Here is a 14,062-nt window from a genome sequence, read left to right on the forward strand (position 1 = left end):
GATATACAGACTTATCCGCTTGATTCATTAGGAGACAAAATATGAAAATGAATACAATAGCGGCTATCGCCACAGCTATGTCCAGTTCCGGAATCGGGATCGTAAGGATCAGCGGCGAAGAGTCATTTCAAATTATAGATCGGATTTTTAAGACAAAGGGAAAAGGAGAGAAAAAGCTTTCCATGGAGCCGTCTCATACCATTCATTACGGCTGCATTTGTGACGGGGATGAGGTTATTGATGAGGTTCTTGTTCTTATTATGAGGGGGCCACGCAGCTATACGGCGGAAGATACGGTTGAGATTGATTGCCATGGAGGAGTCCTGGTGACCAAGAGGATTCTGGAGACAGTGTTAAAATACGGAGCCAGGCCTGCGGAGCCAGGGGAATTTACCAAGAGGGCTTTTTTAAACGGCAGGGTGGATTTATCCCAGGCAGAAGCAGTGATTGATGTCATTCATGCAAAAAATAATTATGCCTTAAAGTCTTCTGTCAGCCAGTTAGAGGGAGCTGTTTCCAGGAAGATACGGGACATGAGAGATAAAATTATTTATCATATCGCTTTTATTGAATCGGCTCTTGATGATCCGGAACACATTTCCCTGGATGGGTACCGGGAGCTTCTTTTGCAGACTTTGGAACCTTTAAAGAAGGAGCTGGATCTTCTTATTAAGTCTTCAGATAATGGCAGAGTCCTTTCAGAAGGAATTGAAACCGTTATTTTAGGAAAACCCAATGCAGGAAAATCCTCTCTTTTAAATGTTCTGGTGGGAGAGGAGCGGGCAATTGTGACGGATATTGCAGGAACCACCAGAGATACCTTAAAGGAACAGATCAGGTTGGAGGATTTAAGCCTTAATATCATTGATACTGCAGGAATCCGGGATACACAGGATGTGGTTGAAAGAATCGGCGTTGAGAAGGCCAGAAGCGCGGCCCAGGAAGCGGATTTAATCATTTATGTGGTGGATGGGTCCTGTCCTCTTGATGAAAATGATGAGGAGATCTTAAGGTTCATTGAAAACAGGAAGGCAGTTGTTCTTTTAAATAAAACCGACCTCATACCGGTTGTTACAGAGGATATGATAAACTCAAGGACAGGGCATCGGGTGATTCCCATTTCCGCAAAGGAACAGATTGGGATCGGGAACCTGGAGAATGAGATTAAGGCCATGTTTTATCATGGTGAGATTGATTTTAATGATCAGGTCTACATCACCAATGTAAGACATAAGAATGCCCTTCAGGAAGCGCTTAAGAGCCTTTTCATGGTGGAAGAAAGCGTGAAAAATGAGATGCCTGAGGATTTTTATTCCATAGATTTAATGGATGCCTATGAGCAGCTGGGAACCATCCTGGGAGAATCGGTGGAAGATGATCTGGTGAATGAGATATTCCGTAAGTTCTGTATGGGTAAGTAAAAAGTTGTGGTTGGGAATGTCCGGGAAATAACCATACAGGTTTATTTCAATGCCAATAAGAATTGACAGTGGATTTTTTTGCTCAGAAACGTGGGCAATAGATAGGAGAGGAGAACGAAATGCAGCATTTAGAAGAGTCTTATGACGTTGTCATAGTCGGCGCAGGCCATGCAGGCTGTGAGGCGGCTCTGGCCTGTGCAAGGCTGGGGCTTGAGACCATTATGTTTACAGTCAGCGTGGACAGCATTGCGCTGATGCCCTGTAACCCCAATATCGGCGGAAGCTCCAAAGGCCATTTGGTAAGGGAGCTGGATGCTTTAGGCGGGGAAATGGGTAAAAATATTGATAAAACCTTTATCCAGTCCAAAATGCTGAATCAGTCCAAAGGGCCGGCCGTTCATTCCTTAAGAGCTCAGGCAGATAAACAGGAATATTCCAGAGCCATGAGAATGACCCTGGAAAATACGGATCATCTGACCATAAGGCAGGCTGAGGTTTCTGAGATCATTGCAGAGGATGGGACCCTTACAGGAGTAAAGACCCTTTCCGGGGCAGTCTACCGCTGTAAGGCGGCAGTATTGGCTACAGGTACTTATTTAAGAGCAAGGTGCATTTACGGGGATGTAAGCGAATATACAGGGCCTAACGGCCTTAAGGCGGCCAATCATCTGACGGATTCCTTAAAGGAGCATGGAATCGAAATGCTGCGCTTTAAGACAGGTACTCCTGCCAGAGTGGATAAGAGAAGTATTGATTTTTCCAGGATGGAAGAGCAGTTTGGTGATGAAAAAGTGGTTCCGTTTTCTTTTTCAACCCATAAGGAAGCCCTGCAAAAGGACCAGATATCCTGCTGGCTTACTTACACCAATGAAAATACTCACCAGATCATCCGGGATAATATAGACCGTTCTCCCTTATATTCCGGGGCCATTGAGGGAACAGGGCCAAGATACTGTCCATCCATTGAGGATAAGGTGGTTAAATTTCCGGACAAGGACCGCCATCAGGTTTTTGTGGAGCCGGAGGGCCTTTATACCAATGAAATGTACTTAGCCGGCATGTCCAGCTCCTTGCCCGAAGATGTGCAGTATGCCATGTACCGGACAGTTCCGGGATTGGAAAAGGTGAAGATCGTCAGAAATGCTTATGCCATTGAATACGACTGCATCAATTCCAGACAGCTTAAGTCAACTATGGAAACCATGGTTATCAGCGGATTGTTCTGCGGTGGCCAGTTTAATGGAAGCTCCGGATATGAGGAGGCTGCTGTTCAGGGCTTTATGGCCGGTGTAAATGCTGCCATGAAGATACTGGGAAGAGAGCAGGTGGTGCTTGACCGCTCCCAGGCTTATATCGGTGTTCTCATTGATGATCTTGTTACAAAGGAGAATCATGAGCCATACCGTATGATGACCTCAAGAGCGGAATACAGGCTTTTGCTTCGCCAGGACAATGCGGATATCCGTTTAATGAAAATAGGCCATGACATTGGATTAATAAGCAAGGAGCAGTATGAAAAGCTGCTTGAAAAGGAACGGCTGATTGAAGAAGAGATCAGGCGGTTGGAAACCACTAATATAGGGGCATCCAAAGAAGTCCAGGAGTTTTTAGAGGAAAATGGAAGCACTCCTTTAAAAACAGGTACGACTGTAGCGGAGCTGGTGAGACGGCCGGAGCTGGATTATATTATGTTAACTAAAATAGATAGAAACAGACCTGAACTTTCAGAGGATGTCATAGAACAGGTCAATATAAATATTAAATATGACGGATATATCCGCAGGCAGAAACAGCAGGTAAACCAGTATAAAAAGCTGGAGAATAAAAAGCTGGATGTGGAATTTGACTATTCCACGGTAAAAGGTCTAAGAAGAGAGGCCATCCAGAAGCTGAATCTATATAAGCCCATGTCCATTGGACAGGCATCCAGAATATCCGGCGTATCACCGGCAGACATATCTGTGCTGCTTGTTTTTCTGGAACAGCTTCGGTACCAGAAGAGCCTGGAAAAGAAAGAGTGAGGGACTTTGTATGACAGAAGCGTTTGAAGAGAATCTCCGGAAGGAATTAAATTTATTATCTATAGAGTTAGAAGAAAATAAAATGAAGCAATTCTATGATTATTTTCAATTATTGGTGGAGTGGAATAAATATATGAATTTAACTGCAATTATAGAAGAGGCTGAGGTGATCACAAAACATTTTGTGGATAGCTTATCCCTTGTAAAAGCAGTCAGGGAGATAGGTACAAAGGATTATAAGATTATTGATGTGGGTACCGGAGCGGGATTTCCTGGAATACCATTAAAGATCGTATTTCCTGATTTGAAGATAACATTAATGGATTCCTTAAACAAAAGGATAAATTTTTTGAATGAAGTGATCAGCAGTATGGGGCTTGAAAAGATAGAAGCCATTCATGGAAGAGCAGAGGATCTGGGAAGAGATCCATCTCATAGAGAGCAGTATGATTTTTGTGTTTCCAGAGCAGTAGCCAATCTTAGCACTTTATCCGAATATTGTATGCCTTTTGTAAAGATAGGGGGCTATTTTATTCCATATAAATCAGGGAAGATTGAGGAAGAGCTGGGAGCAGCAAAACACGCCGTATTTTTATTAGGGGGAAATATTGAAGAGGTGAAAACCTTTTTACTGCCAGGAACGGATGCGGAAAGGTCATTGGTTAAAATAGTTAAGAGTAATGGTACTTCAAAAAAATATCCTAGAAAGGCCGGATTGCCATCTAAGGAACCTTTAAAATAAAATGTTTCACGTGAAACATCCTATGTATGATTACTGAGCTGATAGCTTAAGGATGTTTCACGTGAAACATTATTTTTTTACCATTTTATTATTATTTTTATTGAACTAGTTAAACAAAGAACATTTGAATAATGCGATGCAATTCAGAAGGATTTTCCAATTGAGGAAGATATTTGGAGTTGCTGATCAGGGAGCTTTCAATAGCTGGATTGTAAATCTGATATTCCCGTATCATTTCACTGACGTTTTCCATTTCACATCCACCAATAATATAAATACTGTTATTGATTTTCTTCAGAGCATTTACAATGTTACATTTAGTGTAATTGCATTTCACACTGGCATATAAAGATTTTGGAGAATCTCCTAAATGGGCTGATTCATAGTAGGCATCCACCAATGATGTTTTTACTGAATATGGATTATAAAAATAATTAGAAGCAAATTCTTCCATTATTGCTTTTTTACTGGTAGCTATATGGTAGAGCAGTGTTCCTAATACAGGCAAGTCCAAAATAAACTTATACACCTTTCCATGCTTATTCGGTATCTGGCTGCATGCCAGTAAAGTATCCGGATTGATCAGCATGACCTGATCAAATAATTCCGGTGACTGATTGCAGGCCATGACAGCAAGAGCTGATGAGGAACCGGATGCAATCACATTGGTGCGGTGGCCGATTTCTGATTTAATAAAGTCAGATATCATTTGAACATATAAATAATTGGTATAGGTGAGATCTGGTTTCTCAGAACGTCCGCATCCCAAAAGATCTACCGTGTATACGGTATACTGTTCTTTTAAATGGTTGATCATCTGGCTCCATTCGTATCCGCTGGAGCATGTAGTTAAATCATGAATCAGTAAAAGAGGTTTTCCAGTTCCTGTCTTTGTATAATGAATGTTGCCAAAACGCCATTTATAGCACAAGGATTTTGAATCCGATAATATGTTTTTGGAGGTGGCGGAATATTTAATGCACTTATTAATGATAGCAGTGGTGACTGCTGTACTGGCTGATAAAATAAGCAGGGTCAATAGTTTGTTCTTTGTTTTCATACTTTACCTCCTGAAATAGGTTGATCTCTTCCTATTATAATATAATCAATATGGACTTACAACGCCTAACATATTAATTTATTCTTAAAACTTGGCCTTTATACCCAGGAATCATGGAGTAAAGGTTGAAAGAAAAGCATTTATTAACTTTAAGCTTGTGGATTGATTGGATGTGTGTATAAATCCGCTTGATTCACTGATATAAAAATAGCAAAATGTTTCACGTGAAACATTTTTTGTAATTTATAGATTTTTTTTACAGGAAACCATAGGAAAAAAAAATAAAATATGCTATACTCTACTTTGAACTGCAAGTTTCGGATGTAGTAACAGGAAAAGGTTGAAAGAAGGTGTCTTTCAACCTTGAATTTATGAATCAACTGGATAGAATATTCCTTTGATTCATCAGGAGGCAAAATTAAAAATGGGAAGAATCATTGCGATAGCAAACCAGAAGGGCGGAGTCGGTAAAACGACAACTGCGATCAATCTATCTGCTTGTCTTGCGGAATCCAGACAACGGGTATTGGCTGTGGATTTTGATCCACAGGGAAATGAAACCAGCGGACTGGGAATTGAAAAAAGCTCCATTGAACGAACGGTTTACGATTTGCTGGTAGGAGAGTGTGAAATTGAAGAATGTCTGATTACCAATGTTCAGGAAAATCTGGATTTACTTCCTTCTAACGTGGATTTAGCGGGAGCAGAGATTGAATTATTGGAAATTGAAAACAAGGAAACACTCCTCAAAACATATCTTGAAAAAATCAAGAAACACTATGATTTTATTATCATAGATTGTCCTCCGTCATTGAATCTATTGACAATTAATGCCTTAACAGCCGCAAACACCGTATTGGTGCCAATTCAATGTGAATATTATGCATTAGAGGGATTAAGCCAGGTATTGAAGACCGTAAATCTGGTGAAAAAGAAGCTGAATCCTGCTCTGGAAATGGAGGGTGTAGTTTTCACCATGTACGATGCCAGGACAAACCTTTCCCTGGAAGTTGTAGAAAGTGTTAAAAATAATTTAAACCAGAATATCTATAAAACCATTATACCCAGAAATGTCAGACTGGCAGAGGCTCCCAGCCATGGAATGCCGATTAATTTATATGATTCCAGATCAGCAGGAGCGGAAAGCTACCGGTTACTGGCGGCAGAAGTAATAAGCAGAGGAGAAGAAATATAATTATGGCAAAGAGAACGGGTTTAGGAAAAGGCCTTGGAGCAATTTTTGGAGATGAAGTAATGGAGTCTGCGGCAGAGGAACAGGAGATGAAAAACCGTTCGAAGCCGGAAAAAACAATGGAAAAAAAAGAATCAGGTGAAGAGGAACTGGAAACAGGAAAAGGGATGTTCCTTAAAATATCTTCAATTGAACCGAATCAACATCAGCCCAGAATGGACTTTCGTGAGGAATCCCTCATGGAATTAGCGGAATCCATGAAGGAATACGGTGTTTTACAGCCCCTTTTAGTACAAAAAAAGGGGGATTTCTATGAAATCATCGCAGGTGAGCGAAGATGGAGAGCGGCAAAGCTGGCAGGTCTGAAGGAAGTGCCTGTGGTGATTCGGGAATATACGAAACAGCAATCAATGGAGATCGCATTGATTGAAAACGTGCAGAGAGAGGATTTAAATCCCATTGAAGAAGCCAAGGCTTATCAAAGGCTGATGCAGGAATTTGGATTAAAGCAGGAAGAAATCGCAGCCAGGGTGGCGAAAAACAGGGTGACCATCACTAACAGCATGCGTTTATTAAAGCTGGAAAAAAGAGTCCAGGATATGCTGATTGAAAATCAGATCACAGGAGGACATGCCAGGGCACTTCTGGCTGTTGATGATCCGGAATTACAATTCCAGATTGCAGGAAGAATTGTTGCTGAAAATTTAAGCGTCCGTGAAGTGGAAAAGCTTGTTAAATCCATATCAAAGAAAAAAGAGCCAAAGGAAAAAAAGGAAGAGGATGAGAGCATTTTCCTGATTTTCAGAGAATTGGAAAACCGCATGAAAACTGCCATGGGAACAAAGGTAAGCATTAATCGGAAAGATAGAAACAAAGGAAGAGTGGAAATTGAGTACTATTCTGAGGCAGAATTGGAAAGAATAGTAGAGTTGATAGAATCCATAAGATAACATCATGGAAGCGAGGACGAAAGAATGGACAACAGTATATTGAATCAGTTATCGGTTGATCCTGCTTATTTGATTATTGGATTAGCTGTGCTTACCATCATATTGCTGATCGTTGTAATCATATGTCTGGTTCAGATGAGAAAGCTGTATCGCAGATACGACTATTTTATGAGGGGAAAAGATGCGGAAACTCTGGAAGACATTATTATGGAGCAAATGGAGGATATTGCGGAATTAAAGTCAGAAGACCGGGCCAATAAGGATTCTCTTCGCAATACCAACAAAAATTACAGAAGCGCTTTCCAGAAATTCGGACTTATAAAATATAATGCGTTTAAAGGGATGGGCGGAAACCTAAGTTTTGCAATGGCAATCCTTGATTATACAAATTCAGGTTTTGTATTGAATTCCGTGCACAGCCGGGAAGGCTGTTATGTATACATCAAGGAAGTGGAAAGAGGAGAAACAGATGTCTTGCTGGGAAGCGAAGAAAAGGATGCTTTGGAGCAGGCATTAGGTTATCATTCATAAAAAAACAGGTGCGGCTTTTGCTGTACCTGTTTTTTTATAAATAGGAAGTGACATACTGTGAATGAAAAAACTTTGTCAGGTTGCATAACTTCTCGGATACTGAGAATGACCGCCGAATCATGTAAGTCTTTGCATCAAATAAGAAAGGCTTTAAGTGATGGATGGAAGTTGCTTTTTGGTCATTTCAGGTGAAGCGTGGCACGCTGTAATCAAATAGTGTAGAGGATAAGAAATATCCCCTTAACTAAGTATATAGCAGAAAAAGTTTTTTAAAATTAGTTTACAATAATCTTATGATTGTGTTTTTTCCTCTGGATATAAAATCTGTCTCATTTCCATATGGTGTTCTTCTGTTAGGGCAGCTCCGATTGCAGTACCGTATTCCGCCTGGTCCGGTATGATGAAATGGACGTGAAACATGGTTTCAAGGGACTGGAAAATACCTTTGCACTGAGGAAATTTTGCAAGATTTCCTGTCATGACAAAGTTGGTGATATTGCTGTTTAAGGAAGATAAAATAGCAGATTTACCAATGACCTGAAGCACCATATTAATAATTCCCACGGCAATGTCTTCATCAGACACAAGATTTCGTACCTTGCCGAAATTAGAGGCTGTGGCAGAGAGAGGAAGGCCGGGAAGAGGCGCTTTAGAAATATCCTGTATCTGTAAGTCAATGTTGCTTATGTTTCCCCGGCTTGCCAGCTCCATGATCTGGGAAATATCCTGGGTCTTTAGCAGGAGGCTTGAAAGGCCCAGGATGGTCCCTCCGCCAATGCCGATCCCGCCGGTGTGAATGATTTTATCTCCGTTTACCTGAACGAGAGAGGTTCCTGTTCCCATGCTTACGACGATCAAATCATTAAGCCCTGTAAAGTATTGTCCTCCCAGACCATTGCAGGTAAATTCGTTTACTTTATAAGTAGGAATCCCATACAAAGGCTGCTCCACGTAAGCGCTGCCAACTCCTGTGATCATGATTTTTTCAATTTCGCTTAACTGAATGTTATTTTCATATATGAATTTTCCAAGAGCTCCAAAGAGAGAAGCAATGGGGTTATCAGCTTTGACAAAAGTAGGAATTTTTAATTTATTGTTCTGAAATCCTACAATTTTAGTGGTGCTTCCTCCAAGATCAATCCCTATCGTAATTTTCATAATTCTCAAATCCCCTTATTCTTATATATAAAACAATCTCATCTGACCTGTAATAGAGCAGCGTATGAGGTGACATAATCACATTTAAGCACTAAATGATCTTATGGTTCTAAGGCATACTATACCATACCTGATTCGTATTGCCAAGTTTTTAAATCCGTTCAAAAGCTTTATTCAGCCTGTTAAGCATAAAAAATCGACAAAAAAACAGCTTTTTCTATAATAATATAGCTCTAATGAGATGTTCAAAATATATTTTATATGAGAAAGATCAGGGAGGAGGAAGGAATCTTTGTATTTATTTTAAAAATATGAGATATGAATAAAAATTAACCGGAACTATGTATATTTTTGTGAGATTCAACATTGACAAAAAAATAACGATATCATATAATGAAACCATAACAGATTGTTAAAAATATATCGATATAAAAATACCTATTTAACTTATTTGAAAATTGGAGGAAAGTTATTATGGCAAAGAAAGAAGAACAGGTAAAGGTTCCCCAGATCATTGACAGCGTAGATGCCTTGATCGCAAAAATGGAAGCCATGAGAGAGGCTCAGAGAGTATTTGCTACCTTCACCCAGGAACAGGTAGATAAGATCTTTTATGAGGCAGCAAGTGCTGCCAATAAACTGAGAATTCCTCTTGCAAAAATGGCTGTAGAAGAGACCGGCATGGGTGTTGTGGAAGACAAGGTCATTAAGAACAACTATGCTGCAGAATATATTTATAATACATTTAAAGAAACCAAGACCTGCGGTGTAATCGAAGAAGATCAGGCATATGGCATTAAGAAGATTGCAGAGCCGATCGGTCTGGTTGCAGCGGTAATCCCTACCACGAACCCGACTTCAACTGCTATTTTCAAAACCCTTATCAGCTTAAAGACCAGAAATGCCATCATGATTTCCCCTCATCCCCGTGCAAAGAATTCTACCATTGCGGCTGCAAAAGTGGTTCTTGATGCTGCTGTCAAGGCAGGCGCACCGGAAGGGATCATCGGCTGGATCGACGTTCCTTCCTTAGAACTGACCAATGAGGTCATGAGAAGTGCTGATATAATCCTGGCAACCGGCGGCCCCGGAATGGTGAAGGCTGCTTATTCTTCCGGAAAACCAGCCCTTGGCGTTGGTGCAGGAAATACCCCTGTTATCATTGATGATACGGCTGATATTAAGATGGCAGTCAGCTCCATCATTCATTCTAAAACCTTTGACAACGGTATGATCTGTGCTTCCGAGCAGTCTGTAACCGTTCTTGAAACTATTTATGATGCAGTTAAAAAAGAATTTGCGGCCAGAGGATGTTATTTCTTAAAGGGTGATGAACTGGATAAGGTTCGTAAGACCATCATCATCAACGGCGCGTTAAACGCCAAGATCGTAGGCCAGAAAGCCTGCACAATTGCAAAGCTTGCAGGAGTTCAGGTTCCGGAAGATGCAAAGATTCTGATCGGTGAGGTTGAGAACGTTCACATTGAGGAAGAGTTTGCACATGAAAAACTGTCTCCGGTTCTGGCAATGTATAAGGCCAAGACCTTTGATGAGGCCATTGAGAAGGCGGAGCAGCTGGTTGCTGACGGCGGTTACGGACATACATCCTCTCTCTATGTAAATGTAAATGAAAAGGAGAAGATGGCAAAGCACGCTGCGGCTATGAAGACCTGCCGTATCTTAGTGAATACCCCATCCTCCCACGGCGGCATCGGTGATATTTATAACTTCAAGCTGCAGCCATCCCTGACCTTAGGCTGCGGTTCCTGGGGCGGAAACTCTGTTTCTGAAAACGTTGGGGTAAAGCATTTGCTGAACATTAAGACCGTTGCTGAGAGGAGAGAGAACATGCTGTGGTTCAGAAATCCGGAGAAGGTTTACTTTAAAAAAGGCTGTATGCCTGTCGCACTTAGCGAATTAAAGGATGTATATAATAAAAAGAGAGCATTCGTTGTAACGGATTCCTTCCTTTACATGAACGGTTATACCAAACCGATTACAGATAAATTAGATGAAATGGGCATTGTTTATACGGTATTTTCCGACGTCCAGCCAGATCCGACTCTGGCAAATGCCCAGGCAGGTGCGGCAGCTATGAAGGCATTCCAGCCGGATACCATTATCGCTTTGGGCGGCGGTTCCGCTATGGACGCGGCCAAGATCATGTGGGTTATGTATGAGCATCCGGAAGTGGATTTCCAGGATATGGCCATGCGTTTTATGGATATCCGCAAGAGAGTTTACACATTCCCTAAAATGGGTGAAAAGGCTTACTTTGTGGCAATCCCAACTTCTTCCGGTACAGGTTCCGAGGTAACTTCATTTGCAGTTATTACCGATCAGGAAACAGGGGTGAAATATCCTCTTGCAGACTATGAATTAATGCCGGATATGGCGATCGTTGATGCAGACAACATGATGAGCCAGCCCAGAGGTCTTACAAGCGCTTCCGGTATCGACGTTATGACTCATGCATTAGAGGCTTATGCTTCTGTAATGGCTTCCGATTACACCGATGGCCTTGCACTTAAGGCAATGAAAAATGTATTCGACTATCTGCCAACAGCATACAACGACGGAACCAACGTAGAGGCAAGATGTAAGATGGCAGATGCTTCCTGTATGGCTGGTATGGCATTTAACAATGCATTTTTAGGTGTATGCCATTCTATGGCTCATAAATTAGGCGCTTATCATCACCTTCCCCATGGTGTTGCAAATGCCCTTCTGATCACCTTGGTCATGGAGTTCAATGCTTGTGAAGTTCCGACTAAAATGGGAACTTTCCCACAGTATGAGTATCCTCATACCCTTGCAAGATATGCAGAGTGCGCGCGTTTCTGCGGCGTGGAAGGCAAGGATGATGCTGAACTGCTTAAGAAACTCATTGTAAAGATTGAGGAATTAAAGAAAGCAGTGGGAATCAAGGCAAGCATTAAGGAATATGGCATTGACGAGAAACACTTCCTGGATACTCTGGATGAAATGGTTGAAAATGCATTTGATGACCAGTGTACAGGCGCAAATCCAAGATATCCTCTTATGAGTGAGATCAAGGAAATGTATTTAAAGGCTTACTACGGTAAATAAGTTTAAATAGGTGGCAAAAGGCCGTTCCCAATTGCGGGTCGGCCTTTTGTATTTGCATTTGGAATTGAAGCATAAACATATCTGAGGAAATAGATGGGTACCATAGAAAAAGGACACCGCAGCACGGCAGCTGATTGACCGCCGTACCGCGGTGTTTTTTTGTTGAAATATTACTTTTTAAGTTACTTTCCTGTTTTTAAAGAGAAGAATCATCTCATGAGTCAGGCTTAAGTTGGTGAAGTCGTCAGGGATATCCTCAGGAGCCATCCATTCTGCTGTGGATAACTCTGTTTCATCCAGGCAGACTTGTGGAGAACCATCCAGCTCAGCCCAATATCCAACTAAAATGGAATCGCTGAAGCCCCAGGGCTGGTTTTTATAGTAGCGTATATTTTTGACCCGAAGACCTACTTCCTCCATCACCTCCCGGCTTACGGTTTCTTCCAGGGTTTCACCGAATTCCGTATAGCCTGCGATCAGAGCATACCGGGTGTATTCTCTTCCTGCATATTTGGTCAGCAAAAGTTTTCCGTTGTGAGTGACGGCCACGATAACAGCCGGGGAAATTTTCGGGTAAACAGTATTTCCGCAGGAGGAGCAGACCATGGACCGCTCCTTTTTGCTTTTCATCATGGGAGAACCGCAACAGCCGCAAAACCGGCTGGAGCCGTAGAAACGGTGAAGCTGCATGGCGGAAACAGCTGCAAAGGATACCCACATGGGCTCTAGGTCTCTTATTCTGCCGGTCTGGTAAAATGCCAGGGAATCTGTTTCTGTCAGGGTGACCATGGCTTCATCGGTAAGGAAAAAATCCATCTGATCAATGGAAAAAAGGTAGTCCGAGTGGGACATGGCTTCCTCACCCAGGCTTTTTAAGTCTTCAAATTGGGGAATTTTTGCTGATTTTTTTTTGTTAAGGAGGAGACGGCCATCCAGGAAATACAGGAAATAGCTGTCTGTTTCAGGTGTTTTTATTTCAAATTCGTTATGAAATACATAGGGGAAAATATCCTGAATCATATGTGGAAAACCTTCTTTTGGATTATTTGTTATTAAGACATATGAAATTATTTTAAGTTCCAAAGCCGTTTCTGTCAAGCCTTAAGAATATGGTTAAAAATAGAAGAGCCGGCGCCTTTGCAGGCGCCGGCCGGTCAGAATCTTTGTTATTGCCGTAAAATGGCTTTTCGGACAGGGATTCCGGTGATGACAGCAATTACCGTAAGGATGATGTCCTTGGGCACGAATGCCACCATGGAGTAGGAAAATACGCCTAAGACCGACATCTCTCCGGATAATGCCGCCCATTGAAGTCCTCCGATGGTTTCATCCACGAGAGTTCCCAGGATGGGAAGAAGAAACATAAGGACTGTGTTTAAGGGCTTACTGCCTGTTTTCGGCCTGATTCCGCATAGGATGACCATAATAAGCCAGCCCCATATGTAACCGCCGGTAAGTCCCGCCAAGGCTTGGATTCCTCCCCGAAAGTTTGAAAAGACCGGCAGGCCAACGGCTCCTAAAAGGATGTAAATAAGAGTTGCTAAAAATCCCAGCCGCCATCCAAGTACGGTCCCTATAAGAGCGACTCCAAATATCTGAATGGTAATGGGAACACCGGTTGGTAAGGGAATGGATATCTGGGAAATCACGGCAAGGACAGCCGCAAACATTCCGGCCAGAACCAGTTCCTTTGTTGAAATCCGGCGTCTGGCAGGGGATGAGGTCTTGGTTTCAAAGGTTTTCGCTGTATTCATAAGATCATGCTCCCTTATTGTAATATAAATTCTACTGGAATGGTAACACATGCAAAAACAATTGTCAACCTATAATTAATATTAGGTTAACAATTGAAAAATGGTTTCAAAACAAAATAGATAAAATGAGGAAAAAATAACCA

General features: G+C 41.7%; 11 protein-coding genes. 7 read left to right on the plus strand and 4 right to left on the minus strand.

All coding sequences use genetic code 11. The features are described from left to right. Positions 1–41: 41 nt before the first annotated feature. From mnmE to rsmG, 3 genes are all read left to right on the plus strand, one after another. Positions 42–1,421 carry a tRNA uridine-5-carboxymethylaminomethyl(34) synthesis GTPase MnmE gene (gene mnmE, locus K401_RS0109040; RefSeq protein WP_024292646.1) on the plus strand — a complete coding sequence of 460 codons (1,380 nt, stop codon included), beginning with the start codon at positions 42–44 and terminating at the stop codon, positions 1,419–1,421. Positions 1,422–1,540: 119 nt separating this feature from the next. Then, entirely contained in the window at positions 1,541–3,442 is a 1,902-nt protein-coding gene (gene mnmG, locus K401_RS0109045; protein WP_024292647.1) for a tRNA uridine-5-carboxymethylaminomethyl(34) synthesis enzyme MnmG, read from the plus strand. A gap of 10 nt (positions 3,443–3,452) precedes the next feature. Beyond that, positions 3,453–4,184, plus strand: a complete 732-nt coding sequence (gene rsmG, locus K401_RS0109050; RefSeq protein WP_024292648.1) for a 16S rRNA (guanine(527)-N(7))-methyltransferase RsmG — start codon at positions 3,453–3,455, stop codon at positions 4,182–4,184. Between the two features lie 109 nt (positions 4,185–4,293). On the opposite strand, the gene K401_RS0109055 is transcribed toward rsmG, so the two are convergent. Continuing rightward, positions 4,294–5,244, minus strand: coding sequence for an alpha/beta fold hydrolase (locus K401_RS0109055; protein WP_024292649.1), 951 nt, complete (start codon positions 5,242–5,244; stop codon positions 4,294–4,296). A 424-nt stretch (positions 5,245–5,668) separates the two neighbouring features. On the opposite strand from K401_RS0109055, the gene K401_RS0109060 reads away from it, so the two are divergent. Genes K401_RS0109060 through K401_RS0109070 form a run of 3 tightly spaced genes read left to right on the plus strand, consistent with a single transcriptional unit; the run spans position 5,669 to position 7,917 of the window. After that, positions 5,669–6,439 carry a ParA family protein gene (locus K401_RS0109060; RefSeq protein WP_024292650.1) on the plus strand — a complete coding sequence of 257 codons (771 nt, stop codon included), beginning with the start codon at positions 5,669–5,671 and terminating at the stop codon, positions 6,437–6,439. A gap of 2 nt (positions 6,440–6,441) precedes the next feature. Then, on the plus strand, positions 6,442–7,386 hold the full coding sequence (locus K401_RS0109065) for a ParB/RepB/Spo0J family partition protein (RefSeq protein ID WP_024292651.1): 945 nt from the start codon (positions 6,442–6,444) through the stop codon (positions 7,384–7,386). Positions 7,387–7,410: 24 nt separating this feature from the next. After that, positions 7,411–7,917 carry a DUF4446 family protein gene (locus K401_RS0109070; RefSeq protein ID WP_024292652.1) on the plus strand — a complete coding sequence of 169 codons (507 nt, stop codon included), beginning with the start codon at positions 7,411–7,413 and terminating at the stop codon, positions 7,915–7,917. 291 nt (positions 7,918–8,208) lie between these two features. On the opposite strand, the gene coaW is transcribed toward K401_RS0109070, so the two are convergent. Beyond that, positions 8,209–9,075, minus strand: a complete 867-nt coding sequence (gene coaW, locus K401_RS0109075; RefSeq protein ID WP_024292653.1) for a type II pantothenate kinase — start codon at positions 9,073–9,075, stop codon at positions 8,209–8,211. Positions 9,076–9,549: 474 nt separating this feature from the next. Here coaW and adhE point away from each other — a divergent pair, with 474 nt between their 5' ends. Continuing rightward, positions 9,550–12,165, plus strand: coding sequence for a bifunctional acetaldehyde-CoA/alcohol dehydrogenase (gene adhE, locus K401_RS0109080; protein ID WP_024292654.1), 2,616 nt, complete (start codon positions 9,550–9,552; stop codon positions 12,163–12,165). A gap of 177 nt (positions 12,166–12,342) precedes the next feature. Here adhE and nudC read toward each other — a convergent pair whose 3' ends face one another. Together nudC and K401_RS0109090 are read right to left on the minus strand one after the other, a co-directional pair. Further along, a complete protein-coding gene (gene nudC / locus K401_RS0109085) occupies positions 12,343–13,185 on the minus strand; it encodes an NAD(+) diphosphatase (protein ID WP_024292655.1) in 843 nt (280 codons plus the stop codon). Between the two features lie 146 nt (positions 13,186–13,331). Continuing rightward, a complete protein-coding gene (locus K401_RS0109090) occupies positions 13,332–13,919 on the minus strand; it encodes a biotin transporter BioY (RefSeq protein WP_024292656.1) in 588 nt (195 codons plus the stop codon). Between the last annotated feature and the right edge of the window lie 143 nt (positions 13,920–14,062).

Source organism: Lacrimispora indolis DSM 755, from assembly GCF_000526995.1.
GTDB classification, from domain to species: Bacteria; Bacillota; Clostridia; order Lachnospirales; family Lachnospiraceae; genus Lacrimispora; species Lacrimispora indolis.

Excerpts from the sequence above, each read along its gene's own strand:
- K401_RS0109065 (WP_024292651.1), top strand. The coding sequence starts at position 6,442 with ATGGCAAAGAGAACGGGTTTAGGAAAAGGCCTTGGAGCAATTTTTGGA.
- K401_RS0109060 (WP_024292650.1), top strand. The coding sequence starts at position 5,669 with ATGGGAAGAATCATTGCGATAGCAAACCAGAAGGGCGGAGTCGGTAAA.
- coaW (WP_024292653.1), bottom strand. The coding sequence starts at position 9,075 with ATGAAAATTACGATAGGGATTGATCTTGGAGGAAGCACCACTAAAATT.
- mnmG (WP_024292647.1), top strand. The coding sequence starts at position 1,541 with ATGCAGCATTTAGAAGAGTCTTATGACGTTGTCATAGTCGGCGCAGGC.
- adhE (WP_024292654.1), top strand. The coding sequence starts at position 9,550 with ATGGCAAAGAAAGAAGAACAGGTAAAGGTTCCCCAGATCATTGACAGC.
- K401_RS0109055 (WP_024292649.1), bottom strand. The coding sequence starts at position 5,244 with ATGAAAACAAAGAACAAACTATTGACCCTGCTTATTTTATCAGCCAGT.
- K401_RS0109070 (WP_024292652.1), top strand. The coding sequence starts at position 7,411 with ATGGACAACAGTATATTGAATCAGTTATCGGTTGATCCTGCTTATTTG.
- nudC (WP_024292655.1), bottom strand. The coding sequence starts at position 13,185 with ATGATTCAGGATATTTTCCCCTATGTATTTCATAACGAATTTGAAATA.
- K401_RS0109090 (WP_024292656.1), bottom strand. The coding sequence starts at position 13,919 with ATGAATACAGCGAAAACCTTTGAAACCAAGACCTCATCCCCTGCCAGA.
- mnmE (WP_024292646.1), top strand. The coding sequence starts at position 42 with ATGAAAATGAATACAATAGCGGCTATCGCCACAGCTATGTCCAGTTCC.
- rsmG (WP_024292648.1), top strand. The coding sequence starts at position 3,453 with ATGACAGAAGCGTTTGAAGAGAATCTCCGGAAGGAATTAAATTTATTA.